Annotated in this window: 17 protein-coding genes, 1 other RNA gene and 1 riboswitch; of the genes, 10 read left to right on the top strand and 8 right to left on the bottom strand. The window is 66.0% G+C overall.

The window, feature by feature from the left end:
• The first annotated feature begins 5 nt into the window (after nucleotides 1-5).
• From aroA to NFC73_RS02890, 10 genes are all read left to right on the top strand, one after another.
• On the top strand, nucleotides 6-1,406 hold the full coding sequence (aroA, locus tag NFC73_RS02935) for a 3-phosphoshikimate 1-carboxyvinyltransferase (protein ID WP_254747481.1): 1,401 nt from the start codon (nucleotides 6-8) through the stop codon (nucleotides 1,404-1,406).
• Entirely contained in the window at nucleotides 1,390-2,505 is a 1,116-nt protein-coding gene (gene rsgA, locus NFC73_RS02930; RefSeq protein WP_252576400.1) for a ribosome small subunit-dependent GTPase A, read from the top strand. The genes aroA and rsgA overlap by 17 nt, the downstream gene beginning before the upstream one ends.
• Before the next feature lie 52 nt (nucleotides 2,506-2,557).
• Nucleotides 2,558-3,370, top strand: a complete 813-nt coding sequence (gene hisN, locus NFC73_RS02925; RefSeq protein ID WP_058931973.1) for a histidinol-phosphatase — start codon at nucleotides 2,558-2,560, stop codon at nucleotides 3,368-3,370.
• A gap of 158 nt (nucleotides 3,371-3,528) precedes the next feature.
• Nucleotides 3,529-3,642, top strand: a riboswitch (SAM riboswitch).
• Between the two features lie 35 nt (nucleotides 3,643-3,677).
• On the top strand, nucleotides 3,678-5,117 hold the full coding sequence (locus NFC73_RS02920; RefSeq protein ID WP_254747479.1) for an aminotransferase class V-fold PLP-dependent enzyme: 1,440 nt from the start codon (nucleotides 3,678-3,680) through the stop codon (nucleotides 5,115-5,117).
• Nucleotides 5,118-5,238: 121 nt separating this feature from the next.
• The gene (locus NFC73_RS02915; protein ID WP_254747477.1) at nucleotides 5,239-5,997 is read left to right on the top strand and encodes a class I SAM-dependent methyltransferase; all 759 of its coding nucleotides are present in this window, start codon (nucleotides 5,239-5,241) and stop codon (nucleotides 5,995-5,997) included.
• Between the two features lie 31 nt (nucleotides 5,998-6,028).
• Entirely contained in the window at nucleotides 6,029-6,742 is a 714-nt protein-coding gene (locus tag NFC73_RS02910; RefSeq protein ID WP_254747475.1) for a metal-dependent transcriptional regulator, read from the top strand.
• Nucleotides 6,743-7,177 carry a fluoride efflux transporter FluC gene (locus NFC73_RS02905; protein WP_254747473.1) on the top strand — a complete coding sequence of 145 codons (435 nt, stop codon included), beginning with the start codon at nucleotides 6,743-6,745 and terminating at the stop codon, nucleotides 7,175-7,177. It abuts the gene before it with no gap.
• Nucleotides 7,177-7,572, top strand: coding sequence for a fluoride efflux transporter FluC (locus NFC73_RS02900; RefSeq protein ID WP_254747563.1), 396 nt, complete (start codon nucleotides 7,177-7,179; stop codon nucleotides 7,570-7,572). Before NFC73_RS02905 ends, NFC73_RS02900 begins: the two co-directional genes overlap by 1 nt.
• A 43-nt stretch (nucleotides 7,573-7,615) precedes the next feature.
• The gene (locus NFC73_RS02895) at nucleotides 7,616-7,984 is read left to right on the top strand and encodes a hypothetical protein (protein WP_254747471.1); all 369 of its coding nucleotides are present in this window, start codon (nucleotides 7,616-7,618) and stop codon (nucleotides 7,982-7,984) included.
• Nucleotides 7,985-8,065: 81 nt separating this feature from the next.
• Nucleotides 8,066-8,203, top strand: coding sequence for a hypothetical protein (locus NFC73_RS02890; RefSeq protein WP_254747469.1), 138 nt, complete (start codon nucleotides 8,066-8,068; stop codon nucleotides 8,201-8,203).
• 4 nt (nucleotides 8,204-8,207) lie between these two features.
• Here NFC73_RS02890 and NFC73_RS02885 read toward each other — a convergent pair whose 3' ends face one another.
• The 8 genes from NFC73_RS02885 to NFC73_RS02850 form a co-directional block, all read right to left on the bottom strand.
• A complete protein-coding gene (locus NFC73_RS02885) occupies nucleotides 8,208-9,188 on the bottom strand; it encodes a S1C family serine protease (protein WP_254747467.1) in 981 nt (326 codons plus the stop codon).
• A gap of 204 nt (nucleotides 9,189-9,392) precedes the next feature.
• Nucleotides 9,393-9,761: a transfer-messenger RNA gene (gene ssrA, locus NFC73_RS02880) on the bottom strand.
• Nucleotides 9,762-9,848: 87 nt separating this feature from the next.
• Entirely contained in the window at nucleotides 9,849-10,319 is a 471-nt protein-coding gene (gene smpB, locus NFC73_RS02875) for an SsrA-binding protein SmpB (RefSeq protein WP_056343258.1), read from the bottom strand.
• Nucleotides 10,320-10,406: 87 nt separating this feature from the next.
• The gene (locus tag NFC73_RS02870; protein WP_254747465.1) at nucleotides 10,407-11,813 is read right to left on the bottom strand and encodes a peptidoglycan DD-metalloendopeptidase family protein; all 1,407 of its coding nucleotides are present in this window, start codon (nucleotides 11,811-11,813) and stop codon (nucleotides 10,407-10,409) included.
• A gap of 27 nt (nucleotides 11,814-11,840) precedes the next feature.
• The gene (ftsX, locus tag NFC73_RS02865) at nucleotides 11,841-12,755 is read right to left on the bottom strand and encodes a permease-like cell division protein FtsX (protein ID WP_104061128.1); all 915 of its coding nucleotides are present in this window, start codon (nucleotides 12,753-12,755) and stop codon (nucleotides 11,841-11,843) included.
• A complete protein-coding gene (gene ftsE / locus NFC73_RS02860; RefSeq protein WP_254747463.1) occupies nucleotides 12,752-13,546 on the bottom strand; it encodes a cell division ATP-binding protein FtsE in 795 nt (264 codons plus the stop codon). The genes ftsX and ftsE overlap by 4 nt, the downstream gene beginning before the upstream one ends.
• Nucleotides 13,547-13,721: 175 nt before the next feature.
• Nucleotides 13,722-14,840: a peptide chain release factor 2 gene (gene prfB / locus NFC73_RS02855; RefSeq protein ID WP_254747461.1), complete on the bottom strand. Its 1,119-nt coding sequence runs from the start codon at nucleotides 14,838-14,840 to the stop codon at nucleotides 13,722-13,724.
• Nucleotides 14,841-14,903: 63 nt separating this feature from the next.
• Nucleotides 14,904-15,317, bottom strand: coding sequence for a pilus assembly protein TadG-related protein (locus NFC73_RS02850; RefSeq protein WP_254747561.1), 414 nt, complete (start codon nucleotides 15,315-15,317; stop codon nucleotides 14,904-14,906).
• Nucleotides 15,318-15,344 lie beyond the last annotated feature (27 nt).

Raw genomic sequence — 15,344 nt, 5'->3', positions numbered from 1 at the left:
GACGGATGACCGGTTCCACCCCGCCCGCAGCCACCGACTCACACAGCTCCACCGGCACCGTTCCGCACTGGCCGGCCCCCTTCGCCAGCAGGCCCATCAACGCCACCGTCACGGTGCCGGGTTCAAAATCCCTGACCAACCGGTTCCTGGTGCTGGCCGCGCTGGCCGACGGGCCGTCCCGCCTCCGCGCCCCCCTGCATTCCCGGGACTCTGCGTTGATGATTGACGCCCTCCGCCAGTTGGGAGCCACCATCACGGAGGTGCCCGGCGACGGCGCGTTCGGGCCGGACCTGGAGGTCATGCCCCTGAGCCAGGCGGCGCCGTCGTCAACGACGCACATTGACTGCGGCCTCGCCGGAACGGTGATGCGTTTTGTTCCGCCGCTTGCGGCGTTGCGCAACGGCGTGAGCGTGTTCGACGGCGACCCCCACGCCCGGAAGCGCCCCATGGGCACCATCATCGAGGCCCTGAAAGCTCTCGGGGTGGCCCTGACCGCGGACGACGGCGGGACCCCCTCGTCGCTGCCGTTCACCGTGGCAGGCACCGGGGAAGTCCGGGGCGGCCACCTGGTGATCGATGCCAGTGCGTCGTCACAGTTCGTCTCGGCCCTCCTGCTGGTCGGCGCCAGGTTTACCGACGGACTCCACCTGGAGCACGTGGGCAAACCGGTGCCGAGCCTGGACCACATCAATATGACCGTTGCCGTACTCCGCGGCGTCGGTGTATCGGTTGACGATTCCGTGCCCAACCACTGGGTGGTGGCACCGGGGCCCATCCGCGCCTTTGACCAGCGCATTGAGCAGGACCTCTCCAACGCCGGCCCGTTCCTGGCCGCCGCGCTGGCCTCCGGCGGCACCGTCCGGATCCCGGACTGGCCCGCCGGCACCACCCAGGTGGGAGACCTCTGGCGCAGCATCCTGGCGGATATGGGCGCGGACGTCAGCCTGGCTGACGGCGTCCTGACCGTCACGGGCGGGCCGGAGATCAAGGGTGCGGATTTTGACGAAACCAGCGAACTCGCCCCTACCGTGGCGGCCCTCTGCGCCCTGGCCAGCGGACCTTCACGGCTGACCGGCATCGCGCACCTTCGCGGCCACGAGACGGACCGGCTGGCCGCGCTGGTCACCGAAATCAACCGCCTAGGCGGCGACGCGGAGGAGACCAGCGACGGCCTGGTGATCCGCCCGGCTAAGCTGCACGCCGGCGTCGTCCACAGCTACGCGGACCACAGGATGGCCACCGCCGGCGCCATCCTCGGCCTCGCGGTGCCTGGGATCGAAGTCCAGGACATCGCCACCACGGCCAAGACCATGCCGGAATTCCCGCAGATGTGGGCCGACATGCTGGCCCAGGGCGCTGCCGCCGACAAGCGCGTGGAAGGTCCCGCTGGTGGCACGCAGCACTGATTCCTGGGACGAGTCGGACGTCCGGATCCGGCCCAGCAAGAAGGGCTCCCGGCCGCGCACGAAGGACCGCCCCAGCCACGACGACGCCGTCACGGGCCGCATCATCACGGTGGACCGCGGCCGGTACACCGCCGTCGTCGGCGAAGACTCGGGCGACGAGCGGATCATCATCGCAGCCAGGGCCCGCGAACTCCGCCGCTCCCCCGTGGTTGCCGGCGACTTCGTCTCCCTCGTTGGAGATGTCTCCGGGGAACCCGACACGCTGGCCCGCCTGGTCCGGATCCAGGACCGCAGGACCCTGCTGCGCCGCAGCGCCGATGACACTGATCCGATCGAGCGTGCGGTGGTGGCCAACGCAGATCAGCTGGTGGTGGTGGTGGCCGCCGCAAACCCGGAGCCGCGCACGGGCTTCATCGACCGCGCCCTCGTGGCCGCTTACGACGCCGGCATTGAGCCGCTGCTGCTCGTCACCAAGGCGGACGTCAAGGATCCGGCGGAACTGCTGTCCAACTATGAGCACCTGGACTTCCCCGTGATCATCAGCCGCACGTCGGACTCCGAAGCCTCAGGTATCGATGCCCGCTCCGACGACGGCCTTTCTGCCCGCCTGGACAGTGACGCGGTTTCGCAGCTGCGCGCGTACCTGGAGGGCAAGGTCTCGGTGATGCTGGGTCATTCCGGCGTGGGCAAGTCCACCATGGTCAATGCGCTCACCGGGGCCGAACGGGCCACCGGTGGTGTGAACGCGGTGACCGGCCGCGGCCGCCACACGTCGTCGTCGGCCCTTGCCCTGAAGCTGACCGGAGCTCCCGCCGGAAGCTGGATCATCGACACCCCTGGCATCCGTTCGTTCGGCCTGGCCCATGTGGACCCAGACCGGATCCTGCGGTCCTTCCCGGACCTGGAGCCGGGTACGGATGCCTGCGAGCGTGGCTGCAAGCACAACACCGCGGCCGTCAACTGCGGGGTGGACGCCTGGGTGTCCGCCGGCCAGGCGGGCCCCACCGGCCCGGCCCGGCTCGCGTCCCTGCGGCGGCTGCTGGGCACGGATCCCCGCCTGGTGGGCCAGGAAACCAAGGAACTGGGCAGCATCGGCTAGACGGAACGCCGATGTCCCCAACACCGCGGCCCTGAGACGGTAGTTTGGAACCATGATCCAACCCGCTTCGAGCTACAACGATGACTTGCGCCTTGCCCATGTGCTGGCAGATTCCGTGGATGACCAGACCATGAGCCGCTTCAAGGCACTGGACCTCCGCATCGAGACCAAGCCGGACCTGACGCCGGTAACGGACGCGGACAAGTCCGCGGAGGAAGCCATCCGTGGCCAACTGTCCCGCTCGCGTCCGCGCGACGCCGTGCTGGGCGAGGAGTTCGGCAGTTCGGGCCATGGCTCCCGCCGCTGGATCATTGATCCCATCGACGGCACCAAGAACTTTGTCCGCGGCGTCCCGGTGTGGGCCACCCTGATCGCCCTCGTGGACGAAGGCGAACCCGTGGTGGGAGTGGTCAGTGCGCCCGCCCTGGGCAAGCGCTGGTGGGCCGCCAAGGGTTCCGGCGCGTACATGGGCAAGTCCCTTGCCGCCGCAACGCGGCTCCGCGTCTCGGACGTCTCCAAACTTTCGGATGCTTCCCTGTCCTACTCCAGCCTGGGCGGCTGGAAGGAACGCGGCAACCTGGATGAATTCCTGGGCCTGACCGAGGACGTGTGGCGCACGCGCGCCTACGGCGATTTCTGGTCCTACTGCATGGTGGCCGAAGGTTCCGTGGACATCGCCTGCGAGCCCGAACTGAACTTGTACGATATGGCTGCCCTGGTGCCCATCGTGGTGGAAGCCGGCGGGCGGTTCACCTCTTTGGAGGGACAGGACGGGCCGTTCGGCGGCAACGCCCTGGCCACGAACTCCATCCTGCACTCAGAAGTGCTCAAGCGTCTGAACCCGAATCTGGACGACCTCCTCTAGGCGCTTTCTTCGAATTATCGACGGCGGACGCCTCCTCAAGGGGGCGTCCGCCGTCGTATCTTCGACAAATGAGCCGCTCCTCCACCGCGCGTAACAAAGTCCTTAACATTGGGCCGGGCTTCCTTTCTGCAGCGGCAGATGTTCTACGCTTCTTAACAGGTCACGAGTGCCAGCGCTAAACCCCGGTTTGCTGGCCGGCAACCCTCCATTCGCGGTGGGGTGCCCCGGGTGACGACCAGGCCGGTCCGGAACGGACACGGCAAGCGCGGGTTCCCGTTACCGGGAGTCCTTTTAGAGTGAGGTCTCCGTGACAACTGCCACAGTCTCCCCCAACACTGTTTCTCCCGACAACGCCGCCCCCGCCAAGGCCGCTGCGCTGTTCAACGATGCCGCCGTCATTGCCGGCCGCCCCCTCTCTGCCGTCACCGGCGCGGAAATCCAGGCACCGCTGATCCAGGGCGGCCACATCCGGTACGCAAACCTGGACTACGGCGCATCCGCTCCCGCCCTCTCGGTGGTGTCGGCCTACCTCAACGAGATCCTGCCGTTCTACGCCAGCGTCCATCGCGGCGCCGGCTACGCATCGCAGATCAGCACCTCCGTCTATGAGAACGCCCGGGACATCGTGCGTGACTTTGTGGGCGGACGCCCGGACGACTCCGTCATCTTCACCCGGAACACCACCGACTCGCTGAACCTGCTGGCGGGTTGCCTGCCGGCGACAGACGGGCGGCCCAATGGCGATGTCCTGTACCTGGACATCGAACACCACGCCAACCTCCTGCCGTGGCAGGGAGTCCCGCACCGCAGCGTCGTCGCCGCGGACACCATCGTGGGGACCCTCGAGGTCCTCCGCGCCGAACTTGAGCAGCGCAACGTCAGCCTCCTCGCGGTCACGGGCGCCTCCAACGTCACCGGCGAGATCCTCCCGATCAGGGCCCTGGCCGCCCTCGCCCATGAGTACGGGGCGCGGATCGTGGTTGACGCCGCGCAGCTGGCGCCGCACCGGCGCATCAATATCAGCACCGACGACGTCGACTACCTCGCCTTCTCCGGGCACAAGCTCTACGCGCCCTTCGGCTCTGGCGTCCTCGTCGGCCGCACCGACTGGCTCGACGCCGGAACTCCCCACCTGGCCGGCGGCGGGGCCGTCCGCGAGGCCCGGCTCGACGGCGTCAGCTGGGCCACCGGCCCGGCCCGGCACGAGGGCGGCTCCCCCAACGTCCTCGGCGCGGCCACACTGGCCCGCGCCACCCAGGTCATCGCGTCCCTGGACCACGACCGCTGGCACGCCCACGAGGCAGCCATCAGGTCATTCCTGGTCGAAGGGCTCGGGAAGATCGACGGCGTGACCGTGCACCAGATCTTCTCCGACACGGACGCCGAAACGGGCACCATCGGCGTGGTGAACTTCTCCGTGGCAGGGTACGACGCCGGGCTCGTGGCCGCGTACCTGTCGGCCGAGCATGGCGTTGGCCTCAGGGACGGCCGCTTCTGCGCGCATCCGCTGCTCAAGCGCCTTGGCCTTCCCTCCGGTTCCCTGCGGGCCAGCTTCGGCGTGGGCTCCCGACTGGAGGATGTCCAGCGGCTCCTTGCCGGCCTGGAGCAACTCCGCCGGACCGGCCTGGGCTGGGACTATGTGGTGGACGCGGGCCGCTGGGTTCCGGCCAACGACTCCCGCACGTACCCTCACTGGGCTCCCAACACGCCTGGCACCGCCGGCGCGGCTCCGTGCCTTGACGACTGACTGACGCTTTCCTCCCCTGGTTCCTGACCTGGCTGCCGCCTGACTGCCGTCTGACCCATTGGCTGCGGCCCATGCGGTAAATTCGAGGGATACCGATGGGCACAGTTGAAGGAGGCCGCACGTGGCACGGGGTGGCCCCAGGCTTGAGCACGGACGCCGCCTGGAACTCGGACAGAGTTTCCAGGACGGCGGCGAACACTACCAGCGCGTACGCCCTGGCTACCCTGCCGACTCAGCGGAGTGGCTGATCCCTGCCGGGGCCACGGACGCCGTGGACGTGGGCGCCGGAACCGGCAAGTTCACCGCGCTTCTACTGGAACGCAGCCTGGCCGTTTCCGCCGTGGATCCGTCGCCGGACATGCTCGAACAGCTGCGGGCCCTCTACGCGGCGGCGGACGCGACGCAGGGGACTGCAGAGGCCACCGGCCTCGCCGACTCCTCGTTCGACGTCGTAAGCGTGGCGCAGGCCTGGCACTGGTGCGATCCGCTGCCGGCGAGCACCGAACTGGCGCGGATCCTGCGGCCCGGCGGAACGCTGGGGCTGATCTGGAACCAGCTGGACACGTCCGTTCCGTGGGTGCACCGGCTGTCCCGCATAATGCACGCGGGCGACGTCTACAAGCCCGGGTTCCGTCCGGTGGTGGGGCCGGAGTTTGAAGGCCTCGAGAGCCATGTGACCCGTTGGGAAGACAGCCTCAGCACGGCGGACATCATGGAACTGACGAAGTCCCGCAGCTACTACCTGCGCGCCGGTGAAGCCACGCGCGGCAAGGTCCTCGCCAACCTCGACTGGTACCTGCACGAACACCTGGGACACACCGCCGACGAGGAGATCAGCCTGCCGTACCTGACGTTGACGTGGCGGGCCACGAAGGCATGACGGGCCCTAACCACCGGGTAGGCTTGGAAACGTGAAGACCAGCGCGCCCTCCTCCTCGATCGAGGACTACGTCAAGGTCATCTACGGCTTCACGGAGTGGCAGGACAAACCCATCACGTCTTCCCAGCTCGCGCAGCGCCTGGGGGTGGCCAATTCCTCGGTCTCGGAGATGGTCCGCAAGCTTAAGGACCAGGGCCTGGTGGACCACAAGCCGTACAGCGCCATCACCCTTACAGACTCCGGGGTCCGGCTGGCATTGTCCATGGTGCGCCGGCACCGGCTCATTGAGACCTACCTGGTGCAGGAGCTCGGTTACAGCTGGGATGAAGTCCACGACGAAGCCGAACTGCTGGAGCACGCGGTGTCGGACACGTTTATTGAGCGCATGTCGGCAAAGCTGGGCAACCCGCAACGCGACCCGCACGGCGACCCGATCCCCTCCGCGGACGGCACGGTGCTGCTGCCAGAAGCTCATCTGCTCGGCGAACTCGATCCCGGACACACCGGCCGGATCACCCGCATCAGCGACGAGAACCCTGATCTTCTGCGGTATCTTTCGGCCGAGGAAATTGACCTCGACGACGAGGTGGAGGTTGTGGGCCGTAAACCGTTTGGCGGAGCGCTGGTGGTGCGGATCAGCAACGCCGGCAGGAAGCGGGACTACGATCTCGCGGAGGAAGTCACCGCAGCGCTCTGGGTCCACAGTGACCATCCCCACACCGGCTGCACCCTCAGCGGCCGCTGAATGACGAACGCCCACGTGCCGCACTGGCGGGCCTGGCTGGCCGTGGCGGCAGGCGGCCTGGCCGGAACGGAACTCCGGTACGGGCTGGGACTCGCGTTTCCGGAAACCGTGGGGGCAATGCCCTGGACCACCCTGGGAATCAACGTCACCGGAAGTTTTGTGCTGGCTGCCCTCACCACGGTGTGGATGGCGCGGCCGCAGACGGCATTCTGGCTCCGCGCCGGCCTGGCGCCCGGATTCCTGGGCTCGTTCACCACGTTCTCAGCAGTCGTTTTCTCGAGTGACCAGCTGTCCAGGGCCGGCGAACATCCAGTGTGGATGGCCTACCTGGGGCTGTCCCTGCTGCTGGGACTGGGCGGTGCGGCCGGTGGCTGGCGGACCGGACGGCTGCTCACCGACCGGCTGCAGGGCGACCGGGCGGGGACAGCGCCGTGATGGGCGCGGTCCTGGTGGGAGTGTTCGGCATGGCGGGCGCCCTGCTGCGCTTCGCCGTCGACAGCTGGTTCGCCCACCGCGAGGGGCTCCGAACAGCCCTCAGCCCGAGCGGTAGGCCGCGGCACTGGCCGTGGGCCACGCTCACCGTCAACGTCACCGGGTGCCTGATCATCGGACTCTCCGTCGGCATGACCGGACGGCTCGGCCTTGCCCCCGAGTGGCAGACCGCTGTGGCCACGGGCCTGGCGGGCGGGCTCACCACGTTCAGCTCCTGGACCACCGCCACGGTGCGGCTCCTGAGCGAGTCGCGGTTCGGTGCCGCCGCCCTGAACATCGGCGCCAACCTGGCCGCCGGATTTGCCGCGGCGGCTGTGGGCATCGCACTGGCGTCGTAAGGGACTCAAATTGGTTTGTCCCGGTCCCGTATCGTTGACTCTGATGATTAGCAGACGCGACGCGGCAATTGCCCTAGATGTACCGATGGAAATGGCCCAGCGCCATGGCATCCCGAAACGACTGACCGAGGCGGAGCTGGGCGAAATCCTGGACAACCCACCGGCATGGCTGATCCAGTCGCGGGCCAACCGGACCGGCAAGCGCCCGGTCTGGGTGCACCTGGAATGCGCCGTCTGCGGCTACGAGGAAGCGGCCCGGCCCAAAAAATGGTGGCCGGAATTCACGTATGTGGTGTGCGGGCACCATGCCCCGGACGAGGTGCCGCCGCTGAGGCCGGGCCTCATCAGGAGCGAGTTCGACGGCGTCGGGACCCGTTTTGTGGGCATCGCGGACGTTGCAGTTCCGGACTGATTCGGGGCATTACATTCGGGGCTGAAGAGGCGTATTTTACGAAGTGGGACGCAGCCCGTCCCCCGTTGTAAGGAGCACACCATGCCGGACAAGTCACCACACCAGCAGCTGCACAAGAAGCCGGTCAAAACCATCAAGGAAAAACGCGCGGAGAAGAAGGCCAAGAGCCCGACTGAAGGCCCGCAGGACCCGGTAGCGCACCTGAAGAAGCGCCGGTAACGGTTTACCCGTTCCCGGCCATCTCTTCGGGCACTGCCACAATGTCCACTTCCTGGCCGTCCCTCAGCACTCTAATCGGCAGCGGCTGGCCGATCGCATCGGCGAACAGCAGCTTCTGCAGGCTCTCGGCATTGCTGACGGGGCGGCTTCCGGCTGTCAGGATGACGTCACCCGCACGCAGGCCCCCGCGGTCTGCAGGCGAACCGGCCAGGACCTCCACCACGCGAAGCCCGTCCCGTTGTCCCGTCCTGATCACCGCGCTGGCATTGAGCCGGAAAGGTGTGCTGACCACGCCGAGATAAGCCCGCCTGACACGGCCGTCCTTCAGCAGCGCTGAGATGATGCGCCGCGTGGTGGTGTTGATGGGCACGGCCAGGCCCAGCCCCGCTCCGGCCACAGCGGTGTTGATTCCCACGATGCGGCCGTGCGTATCGGCCAGTGCTCCGCCGGAACTGCCGGCATTGAGTGCTGCGTCGGTCTGGATGACGTCCTCGATCACGCGCCGGTTCCCACTGGACCACACCGGAATGGCGCGGCCCAGGCCGCTGACCACCCCCGCTGTGACTGATCCGGCCAAGCCCAGCGGATTTCCCACCGCGATGACCAGCTGGCCCACCCGCAACGTCTCGGCATCGCCGAACTGCGCTGGGGCCACTTTCGGTGCCCTGCCGTGGACCACTGCGAGGTCGGACAAAGGATCCGCCCCCACCAGTTCAATATCGGTCCGGCTGCCGTCAGCAAAGGCGGCATGGCCTTGATGAGTGCCGGCCACCACATGCGAATTGGTGAGCAGGTAGCCGTCTTCAGTAAAGAGCACGGCCGAGCCTGCGCCCATGCGGAACCGGCCGTTACGGCGGTTGCCAGTCATTTCAACGGCCGCAACATGCGGAGTGACCGTCTCAGCCACGCGCATGACTGTCTCCGAGTACGAGTCCAGCGGACCGTCGTCGGCCGCTGCAGCGTTGGGTTCCCGCGCCTGTTCCATGGCACACCTCCTGGCCTGCGTTGCGGCCTCCGGCTTCCAGACCTGCTGCTGCGCCGGAGCTTACTGGGGACAACCACGCGGTGGCGCCCGGTAGTCCCGGAACGGCTACGCCGTGGGTGAACAGCGCACCCAACACGGCGCTTAAATGACAGAAGACCCGGACGCGGGGTCCGGGCCTTCTGGCAATGTCTTGCGACATTCAAAATGTGGAGATGGGGGGAATTGAACCCCCGTCCGATGTTGTGTTAACAGGGCTTCTCCGGGCGCAGTTTGCGTCGGACTTTCTCGGCCCCAGCCCTCCTGCAAACAGGTGGCTGATCCGGGCCCAGTCATCTAAGAGTCCCGTTTGCCCCGATGACGGAGGCAAGCAGCAGTGGCTATCTAAATGACGCCAGGATCCGGGGCAATAGCAACCTCGGGCTGACGGACTGTCTTACTGCTTAGGCAGCGAGAGCGAAGTCAGTGCGGTTTGATTTGGCACTTATTGGTTTGCAGACAGCGTTTACGAGATAATTCTGCATCCTCGGCCCGCTTCACCTGTCGCGACTAACATCGTCGAAACCGATCATCCCCGTATTTTGTTTTCAAACCAGCCGGGCCGTGCACGCACAAATCCCTGCTGGACTATCTAGCATAACGCATGCCCGGCGAAAAACATTCCTACCGGCGGTTGCGTTCCCGGACCTCGCGAAGGGCTTCGCGGTTGTCCTGCTGCTCACGCAGGGTCTGGCGCTTGTCGTACTCCCGCTTACCGCGTGCGACACCGATCTCCACCTTGGCCCGGCCGTCGAGGAAGTACAGCTGCAGCGGCACAACCGTGAAGCCGGATTCCCGGATCTTCACGGAGATCTTGTTGAGCTCCTCACGGTGCAGCAAAAGCTTCCGACGGCGGCGTGCGGAGTGGTTGGTCCAGCTCCCCTGGTTGTACTCGGGGATATGGATGCCCTCCATCCACAGCTCGTCATTGTAGAACGTGCAGAAACCGTCAACCATGGAGGCGTGGCCTTCACGCAGGGACTTGACCTCGGTCCCCATCAGGGCGATGCCGGCCTCGTAGGTATCCAGCACGTGGTAGTCATGCCGGGCCTTGCGGTTGGTGGCCACAACTTTACGGCCACTTTCTTTGGGCACGGTGGAACTCCTCAGTTCGTGGATCCTGGTTGGCTCCGGCCGTTCCGGCGCGGAGTCATACCAGTGTACGGCAGGCGCGGACCCGCGTTACAGGAGGCGCATCGGGTCAACTGCCGCCCCGTTGAGCCAGGTTTCAAAGTGCGCATGGCATCCGGTGGAGTTGCCGGTGTTACCCGAGTAGGCGATGAGCTGCCCCTGGGAAACCTGCTGGCCATTAGAGACCACGACGCTGCTGTTGTGGTAGACGATAGTGGTCAGGGAGTTACCCTGCACCACACCGTGCGACAGCTTCACCCGCCAGCCACCGCCATCGGCGGAACTCCAGCCTGAGGAGAACACCTCGCCGGCCGCCGCGGCATAGACGGGGGTGCCGCAGGCGGCGCCGAAGTCAATGCCGGTGTGGAGGTAACCGCCGGTGCCGTAGAAATCGATGGTTCCCGGCGGTGTTGAGCGCCAGCCGAAGCCCGAGGTGATCGGAACGTCACCGGAGAACGGGTGCCGCAGGCCAAAGGCGGACGGCGATCCGGTCACCGGGGCGTACGGCTGCGCGGCCTGGCCCTGTGCCCGTGCAGCCGCAGCGGCCGCCTCCGCGAGCCGGCGCTGTTCGGCCTCCCAAGCCTCGCGGAGCCTGCGGTCACGTTCGGCGATTTCGTTGGCAACGGAGTTCTGGCTCGCTGCAACCGCCGCCATCTGGGACTGGATGCCTGGTTTCGCTGCCTGGAGTTCGGCATCAAGGCGCACGGTGTCGGCGATCAGCTGGTCAACCTGGGCCTTCTTGGCAGCCGCCTCATCACGGGCAGCCTTCTCGCGCTCCAGCGCGGCGTCTGCCTTGGCCTTAAGGTCCCTGATCTCCGCCTCAACGGCTTCGAGCCGGGCCTGGGAGTTCACATTGGTGGCGCTTTGCTGGGACAGCTTGTCCATGGCGGCGTTCTGGCTGCGCATGGCCTGGTCCGCGAGGTCCATGGTGTCGGTCAGGCTGCCGCCGTTGTTTGCCCCGAAGAAGAGGGTCAGGTTCGACGGCACGCCTCCGGACTTGTAGGCCTGGGTGGCGATCTGGCCGATCAGCTTCTTGGTGTCCGCGATCTTCTGTTTGTCAGCCTCAAGCTGCTGGGTGATTTTGGCTTTGTTCTGCTGAGCAAGGTCTACGCGCGCCGTCAGGGCTTCGACTTCCTTGACCGCACTGGCCACGCGCCCCTGGGCCTCCAGGAGTGCCTGCTGGGCGCCGGGCAGCTGGCCCTGATAGATCACCAGGTCGCCGGCGGCCTTCGCGATGCGTGAGTCCACGAATTCCAGGGACTGCTGAACCCGGGCCGCCTCAGCTTCGAGGGCGGCACGCTTGTCATCGAGCTCATCGGCGTGCGCCACCGGGGCTGACGCACCCATGCTGGCGGCGAGGAGCAGGGCCAGGACGCCGCTGATCAGGCCGGCGCGGCGGCCCGCAGGTCGCCGGCGTTCGGCCCGGTGCCGGGGCGCAGGTCGGTGCAATTCGTTCATCAGGATTCCTTGTTCGGTTTGCACAGCCTAGACCTTCAAATATCTGCGTAAGGTCAAGAGCGACGAAATTCCTGCCAAAGATCCGCCAAGGATCAGCAAGGCCGGCGCAAGAATGAGCGTCTGGCCCGGCGAGATAAACGCCGTGTCCGGATACTGCTTGGACAGGTACTCGCCCAGGAAGAAGTGCGCCACCGCCCACAGCGTGCCGGATGCCAGGGCGGCGCCGATCACCGCCGCAATCACGCCTTCAAGGATGAACGGCAGCTGGATGACAAGCTTGGACGCGCCCACCAGGCGCATGATCCCGGTCTCGCGGCGGCGGCTGAAGGCCGAGAGCCGGATGGTGGTGGCGATCAGGAGGATGGCGCAGACAATCATCACGCCGGCGATGCTGACAGCAACCAGGGAGGCGGCATTCATGGCCGAGAAGAGCCGCTCAAGCAGCTGGCGCTGGTCAATGACCGTTTCGACGCCCGGCTGCGAGGAGAACGTCTCGCTGATGATCTGATATTTTTCCGGATCCTTCATGTTGATGCGGAACGATGAAGGGAGCTGGTCCGGCGTAACGGAATCCACGATCGGAGAATTCGAGAACTGGTCCTTGAAGTGCTTGTAGGCCTCTTCCTTGGACTCGAACTGGAAATCGTTGACGTATTGGGCCACGGCGGGTGATTCGAGCAGGGTCTGCAGGTTGTCCTGCTGCTCCGGCGTGACCGGCCCGGTGGCGCAACCGGCCGCCGTCGAACCGTCACTGCAGAGGAAGATGGCAACCTGGACTTTGTCGTACCAGTAGCCCTTCATCTGGTTGATCTGGAGCTGCAGCATGCCTGCGGCACCCACGAATGTCAGTGAGACAAAGGTGACCAGGATGACCGAGACCACCATGGAAACGTTGCGGCGCAGTCCGCTGCCGATTTCGCCGAGGACAAAGGCGAGCCTCATCGCTGCTCCTCCCCTGCGCCCGGATTGCGTTCCCCTGATGCGGGCGGTTGGGATTCGTCCCGGCCGCTGGCATCCTTGAGCCGGCGGGACTGGCCCACCACGGGGATCATGGAGGTATACAAAGCTTTGGCCTCGTCGCGGATGACGATGCCATTCCTGAGCTCTACAACGCGCTTGCGCATCTCGTTGACGATGTCGTCGTCGTGTGTGGCCATGACCACCGTGGTGCCGTTCTGGTTGATCTTGTCCAGCACGCCCATGATGCCCATGGAGGTGGTGGGGTCCAGGTTGCCGGTGGGTTCATCGGCGAGGAGGATGCCGGGGCGGTTGACTACCGCACGGGCGATGGCCACACGCTGCTGCTCTCCACCCGAAAGCTCATGCGGAAGGCGGTTTTCCTTGCCTTCCAGGCCCACGGTCTTCAGGACTTCGGGGACGGTGTCGCGGATGACGCTGCGGCTCTTGCCGATGACCTGCATCGCGAAGGCTACGTTGGCGAACACGCTCTTCTGCGGAAGGAGCCGGAAGTCCTGGAAAACCACGCCGATGCCGCGGCGGAGCCTGGGCACGCGCCAGCTGGAGATCTTCGCGACGTTTTGCCCGGCGACGTACACGGCGCCCGAAGAGGCCCGGTCTTCCTTCAGCACCAGCCGCAGGAAGGTGGACTTTCCGGATCCGGAAGCGCCGACGAGGAAGGCAAATTCACCACGGTCAATCTCAAGGCTGACATCGTCCAGCGCAGGCCGGGCCGTATGGTCGTAGACCTTGGTGACATTTTCGAATCGGATCATGGCCCTAAGTACCCTGCAGGGCACGGCTGATACAGCCCAGATCTGCAGCCGGCGCACGGGCATTCGTTTGGGGGAAGTAGAGCTCCGGCTCCTCGACTATACGCAGGCTTTTGGCCGGTTTTCGGGGGCTTCGGGGGTGTGTCGCGCGATCAGGCCTACCGGGTAGGCACAGCAGCTACGACTTGTCGGCGTTCCGGTTGTCGGTGCGCCAGCGGATCCCGGCGTCGATGAAGTCGTCAATTTCGCCGTCGAACACGGCGGAGGTGTTGCCTACCTCGTGTTCGGTCCGGAGGTCCTTGACCATCTGGTACGGGTTCAGGACGTAGGAGCGCATCTGATCGCCCCAGGATGCCTTGACATCGCCGGCGAACGCCTTCTTTTCGGCGTCCTCCTGCTCCTTCTTCAGGAGAAGGAGCCGGGACTGCAGAACGCGCAGGGCTGCTGCCCGGTTCTGGAGCTGCGACTTTTCGTTCTGCATCGACACCACGGTGCCGGTGGGGATGTGGGTCAGCCGGACGGCGGAGTCGGTGGTGTTAACCGACTGCCCGCCGGGCCCGGAGGACCTGAACACGTCCACACGGATCTCGTTGTCCGGTATGTCGATGGAGTCCGTTGACTCGATCAGCGGAATGACCTCGACGGCGGCGAAGGACGTCTGGCGGCGACCCTGGTTGTCGAACGGGCTGATCCGCACCAGGCGGTGGGTTCCGGCTTCGACGCTGAGAGTGCCGAACGCATACGGTGCCTTGACTTCGAACGTTGCGGACTTCAGTCCCGCCTCCTCGGCGTAGGAGGTGTCCATGACGGTGGTGGGGTACCCGTGGCGTTCGGCCCAGCGAAGGTACATACGCATGAGCATTTCGGCGAAGTCTGCGGCGTCAACGCCGCCGGCCCCGGCCCTGATGGACACCACGGCTTCACGTTCGTCGTACTCTCCCGAAAGCAGCGTCACTACTTCGAGTTCCTTCAGGGATTTCCTGATGGACTCCAGCTCGGTTGCAGCTTCGCCCATGGAATCGGCGTCATCCTCGTCCTGGCCAAGCTCCACCAGCACTTCCAGGTCATCGATCCGCGATACCAGCCGGTTCAGCCGCTCCAGCTCGGACTGGCGGTGCGACAGGCGGGACGTGATCTTCTGCGCCGCGGCGGGGTCATCCCACAGGTCCGGCTCGCCGGCGCGCTCGCTCAGTTCGGCGATGTCTTCCTTCAGAGCCTCAACATCGCTGACTCGCTCGATGGAGGTGTAGGTGGCGCGAAGAGCGCGGATTTCTGCGGAAAAATCAATATTGGCCATGGTTGTTTAAGCCTACGCTATCCGGCCGGAGTGCCGGACTTCTCCTGGCTACTCCGCTTCCGGTCAGCGCGTGAGCCGGGAACGGGCCGTGGAGGCCGCTTCAATTCTGAAGCCATCAGGCACCAGGAAATTCACCATCGGCGGGTGGACAACAGCGCTGAGGACCACGACGGCGGTGGACCCGTCAGGGCTGCCGGTCGCCGCTGAAACGGCCAACCCGTCGAACCGGGCCGACGACGGGCTCCGGGCGATAAAGTCTGCCGCAACGCTGCGGACGCGTCCAGGGCCCAGTACGGCTGAGGGGCTCCCGCCCTCTCCCCCGACCTCGCCCAACGTGTAGCTGTCGGCGGCGGCCAGCGAGGCGCCGTCGGCCAGGGACAACAGCCGCTTGTGTTCGAGGTAGACGCTGGAGATGCCGATGACCACTGTGACCACCAGGAGGGCCAGCGCGACGTAGCCGATGATCATAACGATCATCTGGCCACCCTCACCTGGATCGCCGGG

This window comes from Pseudarthrobacter humi, from assembly GCF_024294965.1.
GTDB lineage: Bacteria > Actinomycetota > Actinomycetes > Actinomycetales > Micrococcaceae > Arthrobacter > Arthrobacter humi.
Note: the sequence above shows the minus strand (reverse complement) of the source record. Positions and strands in the feature narration are given on the sequence as shown.

Excerpts from the sequence above, each read along its gene's own strand:
- aroA (WP_254747481.1), top strand. The coding sequence starts at position 6 with ATGACCGGTTCCACCCCGCCCGCAGCCACCGACTCACACAGCTCCACC.
- hisN (WP_058931973.1), top strand. The coding sequence starts at position 2,558 with ATGATCCAACCCGCTTCGAGCTACAACGATGACTTGCGCCTTGCCCAT.
- NFC73_RS02905 (WP_254747473.1), top strand. The coding sequence starts at position 6,743 with ATGACGAACGCCCACGTGCCGCACTGGCGGGCCTGGCTGGCCGTGGCG.
- NFC73_RS02900 (WP_254747563.1), top strand. The coding sequence starts at position 7,177 with ATGGGCGCGGTCCTGGTGGGAGTGTTCGGCATGGCGGGCGCCCTGCTG.
- NFC73_RS02895 (WP_254747471.1), top strand. The coding sequence starts at position 7,616 with ATGATTAGCAGACGCGACGCGGCAATTGCCCTAGATGTACCGATGGAA.
- NFC73_RS02890 (WP_254747469.1), top strand. The coding sequence starts at position 8,066 with ATGCCGGACAAGTCACCACACCAGCAGCTGCACAAGAAGCCGGTCAAA.
- NFC73_RS02885 (WP_254747467.1), bottom strand. The coding sequence starts at position 9,188 with ATGGAACAGGCGCGGGAACCCAACGCTGCAGCGGCCGACGACGGTCCG.
- NFC73_RS02870 (WP_254747465.1), bottom strand. The coding sequence starts at position 11,813 with ATGAACGAATTGCACCGACCTGCGCCCCGGCACCGGGCCGAACGCCGG.
- ftsX (WP_104061128.1), bottom strand. The coding sequence starts at position 12,755 with ATGAGGCTCGCCTTTGTCCTCGGCGAAATCGGCAGCGGACTGCGCCGC.
- ftsE (WP_254747463.1), bottom strand. The coding sequence starts at position 13,546 with ATGATCCGATTCGAAAATGTCACCAAGGTCTACGACCATACGGCCCGG.
- prfB (WP_254747461.1), bottom strand. The coding sequence starts at position 14,840 with ATGGCCAATATTGATTTTTCCGCAGAAATCCGCGCTCTTCGCGCCACC.
- NFC73_RS02850 (WP_254747561.1), bottom strand. The coding sequence starts at position 15,317 with ATGATCGTTATGATCATCGGCTACGTCGCGCTGGCCCTCCTGGTGGTC.